This window comes from Pseudomonas sp. OG7, assembly GCF_014192825.1.
GTDB lineage: Bacteria > Pseudomonadota > Gammaproteobacteria > Pseudomonadales > Pseudomonadaceae > Aquipseudomonas > Aquipseudomonas monteilii.
Genome location: NZ_JACHYK010000001.1, coordinates 715640 through 728347 on the forward strand (window position 1 = coordinate 715640; position 12708 = coordinate 728347).

15 protein-coding genes are annotated in these 12708 nt (G+C 63.8%); 6 read left to right on the forward strand and 9 right to left on the reverse strand.

What is annotated here, in order from left to right; genetic code table 11:
* Window positions 1-26: 26 nt before the first annotated feature.
* Both FHW75_RS03280 and osmE read right to left on the reverse strand, forming a co-directional pair.
* Complete coding sequence (locus tag FHW75_RS03280) at window positions 27-557, reverse strand: bacterioferritin (protein ID WP_016712237.1); 531 nt, start codon at window positions 555-557, stop codon at window positions 27-29.
* A gap of 42 nt (window positions 558-599) precedes the next feature.
* Window positions 600-941, reverse strand: coding sequence for an osmotically-inducible lipoprotein OsmE (osmE, locus tag FHW75_RS03285; protein WP_016712236.1), 342 nt, complete (start codon window positions 939-941; stop codon window positions 600-602).
* A 123-nt stretch (window positions 942-1064) separates the two neighbouring features.
* Between osmE and FHW75_RS03290 the strand changes: the two genes are divergently transcribed.
* The gene (locus FHW75_RS03290) at window positions 1065-1955 is read left to right on the forward strand and encodes a triacylglycerol lipase (RefSeq protein ID WP_020424232.1); all 891 of its coding nucleotides are present in this window, start codon (window positions 1065-1067) and stop codon (window positions 1953-1955) included.
* Here the strand turns inward: FHW75_RS03290 and FHW75_RS03295 are convergent.
* Entirely contained in the window at window positions 1952-2824 is an 873-nt protein-coding gene (locus FHW75_RS03295) for a DMT family transporter (RefSeq protein ID WP_019096785.1), read from the reverse strand. The genes FHW75_RS03290 and FHW75_RS03295 overlap by 4 nt on opposite strands.
* Before the next feature lie 124 nt (window positions 2825-2948).
* Here FHW75_RS03295 and FHW75_RS03300 point away from each other — a divergent pair, with 124 nt between their 5' ends.
* From FHW75_RS03300 to FHW75_RS03310, 3 genes are all read left to right on the forward strand, one after another.
* The gene (locus tag FHW75_RS03300; protein WP_183673117.1) at window positions 2949-3737 is read left to right on the forward strand and encodes a helix-turn-helix transcriptional regulator; all 789 of its coding nucleotides are present in this window, start codon (window positions 2949-2951) and stop codon (window positions 3735-3737) included.
* 63 nt (window positions 3738-3800) lie between these two features.
* Window positions 3801-4088, forward strand: a complete 288-nt coding sequence (locus FHW75_RS03305) for a PsiF family protein (RefSeq protein ID WP_025754342.1) — start codon at window positions 3801-3803, stop codon at window positions 4086-4088.
* A gap of 70 nt (window positions 4089-4158) precedes the next feature.
* A complete protein-coding gene (locus FHW75_RS03310; protein WP_016712232.1) occupies window positions 4159-5166 on the forward strand; it encodes an AI-2E family transporter in 1008 nt (335 codons plus the stop codon).
* 36 nt (window positions 5167-5202) lie between these two features.
* Here the strand turns inward: FHW75_RS03310 and FHW75_RS03315 are convergent, their stop codons facing one another.
* The gene (locus FHW75_RS03315; protein ID WP_016712231.1) at window positions 5203-6474 is read right to left on the reverse strand and encodes an Hsp70 family protein; all 1272 of its coding nucleotides are present in this window, start codon (window positions 6472-6474) and stop codon (window positions 5203-5205) included.
* A 164-nt stretch (window positions 6475-6638) separates the two neighbouring features.
* Here FHW75_RS03315 and cbpA point away from each other — a divergent pair, with 164 nt between their 5' ends.
* Together cbpA and FHW75_RS03325 are read left to right on the forward strand one after the other, a co-directional pair.
* The gene (cbpA, locus tag FHW75_RS03320) at window positions 6639-7595 is read left to right on the forward strand and encodes a curved DNA-binding protein (protein ID WP_019098567.1); all 957 of its coding nucleotides are present in this window, start codon (window positions 6639-6641) and stop codon (window positions 7593-7595) included.
* Window positions 7596-7597: 2 nt separating this feature from the next.
* Window positions 7598-7903 (forward strand): chaperone modulator CbpM, encoded by a 306-nt coding sequence (locus tag FHW75_RS03325; protein ID WP_019098566.1) that lies wholly within the window; start codon window positions 7598-7600, stop codon window positions 7901-7903.
* Between the two features lie 68 nt (window positions 7904-7971).
* Here the strand turns inward: FHW75_RS03325 and FHW75_RS03330 are convergent, their stop codons facing one another.
* Genes FHW75_RS03330 through urtB form a run of 5 tightly spaced genes read right to left on the reverse strand, consistent with a single transcriptional unit; the run spans window position 7972 to window position 12690 of the window.
* On the reverse strand, window positions 7972-8487 hold the full coding sequence (locus tag FHW75_RS03330) for a GNAT family N-acetyltransferase (RefSeq protein ID WP_019098565.1): 516 nt from the start codon (window positions 8485-8487) through the stop codon (window positions 7972-7974).
* 31 nt (window positions 8488-8518) lie between these two features.
* A complete protein-coding gene (urtE, locus tag FHW75_RS03335; RefSeq protein WP_016712227.1) occupies window positions 8519-9217 on the reverse strand; it encodes an urea ABC transporter ATP-binding subunit UrtE in 699 nt (232 codons plus the stop codon).
* 19 nt (window positions 9218-9236) lie between these two features.
* Complete coding sequence (gene urtD / locus FHW75_RS03340) at window positions 9237-10094, reverse strand: urea ABC transporter ATP-binding protein UrtD (RefSeq protein ID WP_016712226.1); 858 nt, start codon at window positions 10092-10094, stop codon at window positions 9237-9239.
* The gene (urtC, locus tag FHW75_RS03345; protein WP_019098563.1) at window positions 10091-11170 is read right to left on the reverse strand and encodes an urea ABC transporter permease subunit UrtC; all 1080 of its coding nucleotides are present in this window, start codon (window positions 11168-11170) and stop codon (window positions 10091-10093) included. Before urtC ends, urtD begins: the two co-directional genes overlap by 4 nt.
* Window positions 11170-12690: an urea ABC transporter permease subunit UrtB gene (gene urtB / locus FHW75_RS03350; protein WP_371105410.1), complete on the reverse strand. Its 1521-nt coding sequence runs from the start codon at window positions 12688-12690 to the stop codon at window positions 11170-11172. The genes urtC and urtB overlap by 1 nt, the downstream gene beginning before the upstream one ends.
* Window positions 12691-12708: the final 18 nt, after the last annotated feature.

Below are 12708 nucleotides of genomic sequence, written 5' to 3' on the forward strand. Positions count from 1 at the left end.
ATGGGCTGCAGAGCAGCCCCTTGCGATTACAGCCCTTGTAGCAGATCGGACATATCGTCCGCGTGCTCTTCTTCCTGCGCCAGGATGTCCTCGAAGATGCGCCGCGTAGTCGGGTCTTTATCGCCGATGTACTGAATGATCTCGCGGTAGCTATCAATGGCAATTCGCTCCGCCACCAGATCCTCCAGCACCATCTCCTTCAATGAATTACCCGCGACATATTGGGCATGGGAATTCTTGCTCAGGTTATCCGGGTTGAAATCTGGCTCCCCGCCCAGCTGCACGATGCGCTCCGCCAGTTTGTCGGCATGCTCGGCTTCTTGGTTGGCATGCTCCAGAAACTCGCTGGCCGCCACACTGGCCTTGATGCCGCTGGCCATGAAGTAGTGGCGCTTGTAGCGCAGCACGCAGACCAGCTCGGTGGCCAGTGACTCGTTCAGCAGGCGCAGGATCTCCGTGCGGTCGGCGTTGTAGCCCTCGGTCACCGCGCCTTGCTCGACATGCTGGCGGGCACGCTCGCGCAGGGTTTGCACATCGGTCAGTTCAACGTTGCTCATGGTTATCTCCAGACGGGTCAGGACGGTAGATCAGGGTGGGACTCAGGCGCCATGCAAGGCGTCGCTGTCCTCTTGGCGTTGTTTGCAGGTTTTGAAGCCCTTGGCGTCGACATGGCCGGTGGCGTCGAAGCGCACGTAGTAGGGCTGCTGTTTGCCGTCGCGGTTGAGGATGTAGTCGTTGCAGGTGCCCCCGTGCGGCAGGTCGATTACGTTCGACGGGCTGCCGCCGATGGCGATGACCTTCTGCATGGTCATGCCGTGTTCCACTTGTTTGACCAGTGGTTCGTCGCGGTAGGTGACGTAGTCCACCGGGTTTTCCGGGCGGCTGCCGCAGGCGGCCAGGGTGGCACTTGCCAGAAGGATTGCCAGGGTCTGCTTGTACATGGTCCCGCTCCTTGCAAAGGGTCTGTGTGGTTTGGAACCACAGCGCGCGCCAGGAGTTCGATTGCGATGGTCATGATGGCCGCTGTAGTGTTGGCCGGTCGTCCACGGAAAGGGGCTGGGGCAATGCAGCAGGAATTGGCCACGCGATACCCGTTGGTGCTGGTGCCGGGCATGCTCGGGTTTGTCCGGTTGGTGCTCTATCCGTACTGGTTCGGCATCGTGCCGGCCCTGCGCAAGGGCGGGGCACGGGTGTTTCCGGTGCAGGTTTCGCCGCTGCACTCAAGCGAGGTGCGTGGCGAGCAGTTGCTGGCGATCATCGAAGACATTTGCCAGCGCACCGGCGCCGCCAAGGTCAACCTGATCGGCCATAGCCAGGGTGCCCTGAGTGCGCGCTACGCTGCGGCCAAGCGGCCGGATCGGGTGGCTTCGGTCACCTCGGTGGCTGGCCCCAACCACGGCTCCGAGCTGGCTGACCACCTGGAGCGCACGGCACCGGGCGATTCCCCCCAGGGCCGTATTCTCAAGGCCGTATTGCATGGTTTTGCCGTGTTGCTGGTGTGGCTGGAAACCGGTTGGCGCCGCGACCCGCTGCCGGTTGATGTGCACGCCTCGCACCAGTCGCTGACCCGCGCCGGGGTGGGGCTGTTCAACCAGGCTTATCCACAGGGGCTGCCGCAGACCTGGGGTGGGGAAGGGGCATATGAAGTCGATGGCGTGCGCTATTACTCGTGGTCCGGCACCTTGCAGCCCGGCCTGACCGACCAGGGGCGCAACCGCTTTGACGGCAGCAACCGCTTCTGCCGCCTGTTCGCGCGCAGCTTCGTCAAGGAAAAGGGCCAATGTGACGGCATGGTCGGGCGTTTCAGTTCGCACCTGGGTCAGGTGATTGGTGACGACTACCCGTTGGACCATCTGGATATCGTCAACCAGTCGCTCGGCGCCGTGGGTAAAGGTGCAGAGCCGGTGCGGCTGTTCACTGAACATGCCGCCCGGCTCAAGGCTGCAGGGCTTTAGCGGCGAATGGGCGTGGTCCAGCGCTCGGCCAGCACCACCCCGGCCAAGGTCAGCAAGCCGCCGACCAGGTGATAGCGGGCCAGTTGCTCGTCGAGCACCACGGCGGCGATCACTGCGGTGACAACCGGCAGCAGGTTGAAGAACAGCGTGGTGCGACTTGGCCCCAGGCGATGCACAGCTTGCATCCACACCAGCGGCGCGATCATCGAGGCCAGCACGCAGGCGTACAGCACCAGGCCGATGTTGTGGCTGTTCAGGCCGGTCTTGTCCGACAGCAGGAACAACGGCAGCAGCACGACGATGGCCACCAGCACCTGCAGGTACAGCAACTGCAGGGGCGGCAGGCGCAGCTGCCATTTCTTCAGCAGGAAGCTGTACAGCGCGTAAGCCAGGGTGGCCACCAGCATCAGCAGGTCGCCGCTGTTCAGGCCATGCGCCAGCAGGCTGGCGGGATGGCCGGCGCTGACCACTTCCAGTACGCCAAAGAACGACACCACTGCGCCCAGCAGGGCACCGTAGCTCAGGCGCTGGCCCAGCCAGGCGATGGAAAGTGCCAGTGACATCAGCGGCATCAGCGAGAGGATGATGCCCATGTTGGTGGCGCTGGTAATGCCGGCGGCGAAGTAGGCCAGGCTCTGGTACAGCGCCATGCCCAGCACGCCCAGCACGAACACCTTGCCCAGGTGCGGGCGGATCGCCGCGCGGTTGCGCCACACGGCAGGCAGCAGGAACGGGGTGAACAGCAGGGCGGCCAGCAGCCAGCGGTAGAAGCCGATTTCGGCGGGGTGGATGGCACCGGCGGACATCTTGGTGACCACGGTGTTGCCGGCCCAGATGAGGATGGCGGTGAGGGGGAACAGGTAGTTCATGTAGCGGCTTACTCGTGTAGGACTGAAAGGGCGTGCACAGCAGGCCCCGATGTCAGCCATTATCAACTGTCTGTCTACAAGGCTATACTTCTATCCAGACAACCCGCCCCGCAAGACAGTCAGCATGCCGCCCAAACACCTCGACATCCCCCAGTTCACCCAGCTCCCGGCCCCGGTGTACTTCCGCCACGACGAGTTCGGTGCCGACACCCTCAGCGCCCCGCACCGTCACACCTGGGGCCAGCTCAACTACTCCGCCCATGGCGTGATGCAGCTGGACGTCGCCGGCCAGCGCTTTCTGTCGCCGCCGCACTACGCCGTGTGGGTACCGCCCGATACCGAACATGGCTGCTACAACCCCCAGGCCATCGTCTACCGCTCGGTCTACCTGGACCGCACCCTGTGCGCCGGCCTGCCGCAACAACCGTGCAGCCTGATGATCAGCGACATTCTCAAGGCCATCCTCGCCGACTTTGCTCGGCGCGACCTCAAGGTGGCGGAGGACGAGCGCGACCAGCGCCTGGTGCAGGTGCTGCTCGACCAGTTGCTGCTGGCGCCCACCCAGGCCTGTTACCTGCCGTTTGCGCATGGCGAAAGCCTGCGTCGGGTGCTCGACGCCCTGGGTGCCGAGCCCGGCGACAACCGCCCGTTGGCCGCATGGGCCGCGCAGGTGCATGTCAGCGAGCGTACCCTGGCCCGCCAGTTCCTGCGTGAGCTGGGCATGAACTTTGGGGAGTGGCGCTTGCGGCTGCGGTTCTTGCGTGCGATCGAAGCGTTGGAGGCCGGCCTGCCGATTCAGGCCATCGCCTTCGACCTTGGCTACAGCAGTGCCTCGGCGTTCATTGCCATGTTCCAGCGCCAAGCCCAGTGCTCGCCGGAGCAGTACCGTAGGCACGCACGGGCAGGGCGCTGAAAAATCTTGGCTACACTCAGCTCGACCCCCGTGCATCGGGCGCGGAGCGAAGGAGACCACTCCATGAAAGTGCTGCACATTCCATTACTGGTGCTGGCCGTGCTGTTCAGCGCCCAAGGCTTCGCGGCCAACACCGCGCAGCAAGAAAAGATGAAAACCTGCAACGCCGACGCCACCGCCAAGGCCCTCAAGGGCGATGAGCGCAAAGCCTTCATGAGCACTTGCCTGAAAAAGGACGTGCCGCAAACCCAGCAAGAGAAGATGAAAACCTGCAACGCCGACGCCACCACCAAGGCCCTGAAGGGTGACGAACGCAAAGCCTTCATGAGCGACTGCCTGAAGAAGAAATGACCTGCGCCTATGCCTGCAGGCGCAAGGCTGGCAGACTGCGGGCATTCCCGCTGTCTGCCGTCGAGGCTGTATGACCTTTACCCCCCGTCAGATCACCCTGGCCAGCCTGATCATCGTCATGGCCGGGCTGCTGCTGGCCTTGCCCCTGAAGTTGCTGCCCAGCCTGCTTGCCGGCCTGCTGGTGTTCGAACTGGTCAACATGCTTACCCCGCGTCTGCAACCGCTGCTGGCCGGCCAACGCGCCCGCTGGCTGGCCGTGGCGCTGCTCGGTACGCTGGTGGTCAGTACCCTGACGCTGCTGATTGCCGGTGCCTTCAGCTTCCTGCTGCACGAGGCGGAAAACCCCGGCGCCTCGCTGGACAAGTTCATGGCGTTGGTCGAGCGCGCCCGTGGCCAGCTGCCGCCGTTCATCGAGGGCTACCTGCCCGCCAGCGCCGCCGAGTTCAAGGTGGCCATCGGTGACTGGATCAAGAGCCACCTGAGCGATCTGCAACTGGTGGGCAAGGGCATGGCGCACATGTTCGTGACACTGCTGATCGGCATGATCCTGGGTGCCATCATCGCGTTGCAGCGCATTCCCGATGTTTCCCGGCGCAAGCCCCTGGCGGCGGCGCTGTTCGAGCGCCTCAATCTACTGGTGAAGGCGTTTCGCAACATCGTCTTCGCGCAGATCAAGATCTCGCTGCTCAACACGTTTTTCACCGGCATCTTCCTGGCGGTGGTGATGCCCCTGTTCGGCGTGCACCTGCCGCTGACCAAGACGCTGATCGTGCTGACCTTCCTGCTGGGCTTGCTGCCGGTAATCGGCAACTTGATGTCCAACACCCTGATCACCATTGTCGGCTTGTCGCTGTCGATCTGGGTGGCGGCGGCGGCGCTGGGCTACCTGATTGTCATCCACAAGGTCGAGTACTTCCTCAACGCGCGGATCGTGGGGGGGCAGATCAGTGCCAAGGCGTGGGAGTTGCTGCTGGCGATGCTGGTGTTCGAAGCGGCGTTCGGGCTGCCTGGTGTGGTGGCGGGGCCGATTTACTATGCCTATCTGAAGAGTGAGCTCAAGCGGGCTGAACTGGTCTGACAGATTGCCGGGGCTGCAAAGCAGCCCCAAGATGCTTCAGGCCGCCCCGTACCGCTTGCGCGCCTCGATGGCCAGCCCGCTACCAATGCTGCCAAAGATATTGCCTTCCACATGCCGCGCATTCGGCAGCATCGCCGCAACGCTGTTACGCAGCGCCGGAATACCGCTGGAACCGCCAGTGAAGAACACCGTGTCCACCTGGCCTTCGCTCACGCCAGCCTTGGCCAGCAATTCGGTCACGCTACCCCGCACTCGCTCCAGCAGCCCTTCGATCGCTTCTTCGAACAGCACGCGAGTCAGCTCTGCCGTCAGCTCAGGCTCGACACGGCGCAGGTCGATGTGGCGGCTTTCACTGTGGGTCAGCTCGATTTTGCTGGCCTCGACCTCCATCGCCAACCAGTGCCCGGCGCGCTGTTCGATCAGCTTGAACAGGCGGTCGATGCCGAAGCTGTCTTCGATGTCGTAGCGCATGCTGCCCAACGCCAGTTGCGACTTCTGTGAATACAGGGCGTTGATGGTGTGCCAGGTGGCCAGGTTGAGGTGATAGCTGGTGGGCATCAGCGCGCCGCTCTTCATGCGGCTGCCGTAGCCGAACAGCGGCATCACGCCCTGCAGGCTCAACTGCTTGTCGAAGTCGGTACCGCCAATGTGCACACCGCCGGTGGCGAGGATGTCACTTTGGCGCTCGGCGACCAGGTGGCGCTCGGGCGACAGGCGGATCAGGGTGAAGTCGGACGTACCACCGCCGATGTCGACGATCAGCACCAGTTCTTCGCGGCTGATGCTTGACTCATAGTCGAAGGCTGCGGCAATCGGCTCGTACTGGAACGACACATCCTTGAAACCGATCTTGCGCGCGACATCGGCCAGGGTGTCTTCGGCTTCCTGGTCGGCAGCCGGGTCTTCGTCGACGAAGAACACCGGGCGGCCCAGCACCACCTGGTCGAACTCGCGACCCGCGGCAGCCTCGGCGCGCTTTTTCAGCTCGCCGATGAACATGCCCAGCAGGTCCTTGAACGGCAGGGCGCTGCCCAGCACGCTGGTGTCGTGCTTGATCAGCTTGGAGCCCAGCAGGCTCTTCAGCGAGCGCATCAGGCGGCCTTCGTAGCCTTCCAGGTACTCGTGCAGTGCCAGGCGGCCATAAACCGGGCGACGTTCCTCGATGTTGAAGAACACCACCGAGGGCAAGGTGATCTTGCCGTCTTCCAGGGCGATCAGCGATTCCACGCCAGGGCGGTGCCAGCCGACCGTGGAGTTGGAGGTGCCAAAGTCGATGCCCAGGGCACGGGCCGGGGATACGTCAGACATGGGGAATGAGCTTCCGGAGGCAAAACGGCCGCGCAGTGTATGCCAGTTGGCTACAGAATCAAGACCAGTCGTCTGCCATGGAGCAAACCCAAAGCGGCCTTGAAAGGCTATGCTTGACCCCTATCTTCAGTGGCAACACGCACATTTACATTGGTGATCCATAAATGGACTTCAAAGACTATTACAAGATACTCGGCGTAGAGCCCACGGCGGACGACAAGGCGATCAAGGCCGCGTACCGCAAGCTGGCCCGCAAGTATCACCCCGATGTCAGCAAGGAGCGCGACGCCGAGGATAAATTCAAAGAGGCCAACGAGGCCTACGAAGTGCTGGGCGACGCGCAGAAACGTGCCGAGTTCGACGAAATCCGCAAGTACGGCGGCCAGCATGGCCGGCCGTTCCAGGCACCACCTGGCTGGGAAAGCCGTGGCGGTGGCGGCGGCTTCGAGGGTGGCGACTTCTCCGACTTCTTCAGCTCGATCTTCGGTGGGCGAGGGGGTGGCAACCCTTTCGGTGGCGCCCGTCAGCAACAACGCAGTGCCGGCAGGCGAGGGCAGGACGTGGAGCTTGAACTGGCGGTATTCCTTGAAGAGACCCTGAGCAAGGAGTCCAAGCAGATCAGCTTCCAGGTGCCGCAAACCAATGCCATGGGCCAGCGCACCGGCTTCACCACCAAGACGCTGAACGTGAAGATCCCGGCCGGGGTGACCGACGGCGAGCGTATCCGCCTTAAAGGCCAGGGCGCCCCGGGCAGCGGTGGTGGGGCCAATGGTGACCTGTTCCTGACCATCCGCATGGCACCGCACCCGCTGTTCGATGTCGAAGGCCATGACCTGATCATCACCGTGCCACTGGCACCGTGGGAGGCGGCCTTGGGCACCAAGGTGGCGGTGCCGACCCTGGACGGCAAGATCAACCTGACCATCCGCCCCGACAGCCAGAGTGGCCAGCGCCTGCGCGTACCGGGCAAAGGCCTGGCGAACAAGCAGGGCGAGCGCGGCAACCTTTACGCGCAGCTCAAGGTGGTCATGCCGACGACTTCTGACGAATCTACCCGTGAACTGTGGGCCAAGCTTTCCGAAAAGGCCGCGTTCAACCCGAGGGCACAATGGAGTAAGTGATCATGAGCAGCACCCTGATCGTTCAACTGGACATGCGTACCCTGTGTCAGGAAGCCGATGTCACGGCGGACTGCGTGATCGAAATCGTCGAGCACGGCATTGTCGAACCCTCCGGGCGAACGCCTGAGGACTGGTTGTTCGACGATCAGGCGCCGTTAGTGGCCAAGCGCGCGGCGAAGCTGCATCAAGAGCTGGAACTGGAATGGGAAGGGGTGGCGCTGGCGCTGGAGTTGCTGCAGGAGGTGCAGCAGTTGCGCAGCGAGAACAACATGTTGCGCCAGCGGCTGGGCAGGTTTACTCAGATGTGAGTGTGTTTGCCTGCACTGGCCTCTTCGCGGGCGTGCCCGCGAAGAGGCCAGTTTAGGCAACATCAATCTCAGGATGGCTCTGCACCTGGGTTCAGCACCAGCTGCATGAAAGTCAAATCCAGCCAGCGGCCAAACTTCACCCCCACCTGCGGCATCTGCCCGGTCACCACAAAGCCCAACCGCTCATGCAGGCGCACCGAGGCTGCATTGCCACTTTCGATGGCCGCGACCATCACATGCTTGCCGCAACCGCGTGCCCGCTCGACCAGCGCCGCCATCAACACCGGCCCCAACCCCTTGCCACGCTGGTCACCCCGGACATACACCGAGTGCTCCACGGTCAGACGAAAACCTTCGAACGGCCGCCAGTCGCCAAACGAGGCATACCCCAGTACACCCGTCTCATCCACCGCCACCAGGATCGGATACCCCTGCTGCGCGCGTGCATCGAACCAGGCCTGGCGGTTGGCCAGGTCTACCGGGGTTTCGTTCCAGATCGCCGTGGTGTTGCGCACGGCGTCGTTGTAGATGTCGAGGATGCCTGGCACGTCGGCAGGCAGGGCATCGCGTATTTCGTAACTCATGACAGCGTCTCGCAGGGGCGTTGCTTGCAGATTAAATGGTTACCAGCCCACGCACACCTTCGGCCTGCATGTTTTCGCCACGCCCGCGCTGGACGATCTCACCCCGTGCCATGACCAGGTACTGGTCGGCCAGTTCTTCGGCAAAGTCGTAGAACTGCTCCACCAGCAGAATCGCCATGTCACCACGCTCGGCCAGGCGGCGGATGACAGCACCGATTTCTTTGATGACCGAGGGCTGGATGCCTTCGGTCGGCTCGTCGAGGATCAGCAGGCGCGGGCGGCTGGCCAGGGCGCGGCCGATGGCCAGCTGTTGTTGCTGGCCGCCCGACAGGTCACCGCCACGGCGTTGCTTCATCTGCTCCAGTACCGGGAACAGCTCGTAGATGAAAGCGGGGACTTCGCGGGCTTCACGGGCCGGGAAGCGGGACAGGCCCATCAGCAGGTTTTCCTCGACGGTGAGGCGCGGGAAGATCTCGCGGCCCTGGGGTACATAGGCGATACCGGCATGTACCCGTTGCTGGGGCTTGAGGCTGGTGATGGGCTTGCCTTCCCATTCGATGCTGCCATCGCGGGCAGGTACCAGGCCCATCAGGCAGCGCAGCAGCGTGGTCTTGCCCACACCATTGCGGCCCAGCAGGCAGGTGACTTCGCCAACCTTGGCTTCGAAGGACAGGCCCCGGAGGATGTGGCTGCCGCCGTAGTATTGGTGCAGCGTGTCGATTTTCAGCATGTCATGTCCTTGGAATAGATCATCGGCCCAAATACACCTCAACTACCCGCTCATCCGCCTGCACCTGCTCCAGCGAACCTTCTGCCAGCACACTGCCTTGGTGCAACACGGTCACATGGTCGGCAATGCTCCCCACAAACCCCATGTCATGCTCCACCACCATCAGCGAGTGCTTGCCGGCCAGGCCTTTGAACAACTCGGCGGTGAACTCGGTCTCGGCATCGGTCATGCCGGCCACCGGTTCGTCCAGCAGCAGCAATTGCGGCTCTTGCACCAGCAACATGCCAATCTCCAGGAACTGCTTCTGCCCATGGGACAGCAAGCCGGCCTGACGTTGAGCCAGGGGCAGCAGACGCAAGGTGGTCAGCACCTCTTCGATGCGCTGGCGCTGCTCACCGCCCAGGCGCGCCGCGAGGCTGGCCCACACCGACTTGTCGGTCTTCAGCGCCAGCTCCAGGTTCTCGAACACGGTCAGCGCCTCGAATACCGTGGGCTTCTGGAACTTGCGGCCAATGCCGGCCTGGGCGATCTGGTATTCGCTCATGCGGGTCAGGTCGAGGGTGTCGCCAAAATAGGCGCTGCCGGTGTCGGGGCGGGTCTTGCCGGTGATCACGTCCATCATCGTGGTCTTGCCGGCGCCATTGGGGCCGATGATGCAACGCAGTTCGCCCACGCCGATGTACAGGTTCAGCGCGTTGAGTGCCTTGAAGCCATCGAAGCTGACGCTGATGTCCTCCAGGCTCAGCACCGTGCCGTGGCGGGTATCCAGGCCGGCCTTGCGGCTCTGGCCCAGGCCGATGGCATCACGGCCGGCGCCCAGGTTGTCGAACACAGGTTCCAGCATGAATTCCGGGTGGACCGGGGGCACGCCTCTCATGGCTGGCTCCTTTTCTTCAACAGGCCGACCACGCCCTTGGGCAGGTACAGGGTGACAAGGATGAACAGTGCGCCAAGGAAGAACAGCCAGAACTCAGGGAAGGCCACGGTGAACCAGCTTTTCATGCCATTGACCAGGCCGGCACCGAGCAACGGGCCGATCAGCGTGCCACGCCCGCCCAGGGCCACCCACACGGCGGCTTCGATGGAGTTGGTCGGCGACATCTCGCTGGGGTTGATGATGCCCACCTGTGGCACGTACAGCGCACCCGCCAGGCCGCACAGCACAGCGCTCAGCACCCACACCAGCAGCTTGAAACCACGCGGGTCGTAGCCACAGAACATGAGGCGGTTTTCGGCATCGCGCACGGCGGTGAGCAGGCGGCCGAATTTGCTACGGGTCAGGCGCCAGCACAGGTACAGGCTGGCCAGCAGCAAACCGACGGTAAGCAGGAACAGCACGGCCCGGGTGCCTTGCGCGGTAATGTCGAAACCGAGAATGGTGCGGAAGTTGGTGAAGCCGTTGTTGCCACCAAAGCCGGTTTCGTTGCGGAAGAACAACAGCATGCCGGCGAACGTCAGGGCCTGGGTCATGATCGAGAAGTACACGCCCTTGATTCGCGAACGGAAGGCAAACCAGCCGAACACCAGCGCCAGCAGCCCCGGCGCCAGCACCACCAGGCACAGAGCCCAGGCGAAATGCTGGGTGCCGGCCCAGTACCACGGCAGCTCGGTCCACGACAGAAAGGTCATGAACCCCGGCAGGCCGTCACCGGCCGCCTGGCGCATCAGGTACATGCCCATGGCGTAGCCGCCCAGGGCGAAGAACAGGCCGTGGCCCAGCGACAGCAAGCCGGCGTAGCCCCAGACCAGGTCCAGGGCCAGGGCGACGATGGCGTAGCAGAGGATCTTGCCGACCAGGGTCAGGGTGTAGGCCGACACTTGCAAGGCATGGTCCGCCGGCAGCAGTGACAACAGCGGCAGGGCGACCAGCAGCAGGACGACGAGGGCGCCGATGGCCAGCGTCAGGCGCGGCCCGGCCTTTTGCGTAGCGGTGACAAGCAGTGGCTGGTTCATCAGTCGATTACCCGTCCCTTGAGGGCGAACAGGCCTTGCGGGCGTTTCTGGATGAACAGAATGATCAACGCAAGGATGAGGATCTTGCCAAGCACGGCACCGATCTGCGGCTCCAGCAGCTTGTTGGCGATGCCAAGGCCGAAGGCGGCCCAGAGGCTGCCGGCCAGTTGGCCGACGCCGCCCAGCACCACCACCAGGAACGAATCGATGATGTAGCTCTGGCCCAGGTCCGGGCCGACGTTGCCGACCTGGCTCAGGGCCACGCCGCCGAGCCCGGCAATGCCAGAGCCCAGGCCGAAGGCGAGCATGTCGACGCGCCCGGTGGACACGCCGCAGCAGGCAGCCATGTTGCGGTTCTGGGTGACGGCGCGCACGTTCAGGCCCAACCGCGTGCGGTTGAGCAGCAGCCAGGTGAGCAGCACCACGGCCAGGGCAAAGCCGATGATGACCAGGCGGTTGTACGGCAGCACCAGGTTGGGCAGCAGCTGGATGCCGCCCGACAGCCAGGCCGGGTTGCTGACTTCGACGTTCTGCGCGCCGAACAGCAGGCGGATGGCCTGGATCAGGATCAGGCTGATGCCCCAGGTGGCCAGCAGCGTTTCCAATGGGCGGCCGTAGAGGTGACGGATGACCGTGCGCTCCAGCGCCATGCCGACCCCGGCGCTGATGGCGAAGGCCACCGGCAGGGCGATCAGCGGGTAAAACTCGATGGCGTCCGGGGCGTAGCGCTGCACCAGCACCTGGACCATGTAGGTGCTGTAGGCGCCCAGCATCAGCATTTCGCCGTGGGCCATGTTGATCACCCCGAGCAGGCCGAAGGTGATGGCCAGGCCGAGTGCTGCCAGGAGCAGGATCGAGCCCAGCGACAGGCCACTGAAGGCCTGGCCGAGCAGCTCGCCGACCAGCAGCTTGCGCTTGACCTGGGCCAGGCTGGTTTCGGCAGCGGTGCGCACCCCTGGGTCGCTTTCTGCATCGGGTTGTAGCAGGGCTTCGAGGCGGGTGCGGGCCAGCGGGTCGCCGGTTTCGCCCAGCAGGCGCACGGCGGCCAGGCGTACTGCCGGCTCGCTGGCGCCCAGTTGCAGGTTGGCCAAGGCCAGGCCGAGGGCGGCGTGCACGGCGGTGTCGGTTTCGCTGGCGAAGCGCCGGTCGAGGAAGGCCATTTGCGCAGGTTGTGCGCTTTTTTGCAGTTGCTGGGCGGCGGCCAGGCGGGTGTCGCTGTTGTCGCTGAGCAACCGGTGGCTGGCCAGGGCGTTGTCGATCAGGCCGCGCAGGCGGTTGTTCAGGCGTACTTTGCGGGTGTCGTCAGCGGCGATGCGACCTTGGCGCAGGTTTTCGAGCAGCGGCAGGCGAGTGGCATCGGGTTGCGCCGCCCAGCTTTCGAGCAGTTGGGCTTGCTCGGCGGGCTTGGCGGTGAGGAAGAATTCGCCCTCGCTGGCCTGGGTTGCCAAGGGCAATAGCAGGAGAAGGGTGAGCAGGAGTCTGAGCATGCGGGTAATCCTGGAAATCGGCGGTGGATTCATCGCGGATAAATCCGCTCC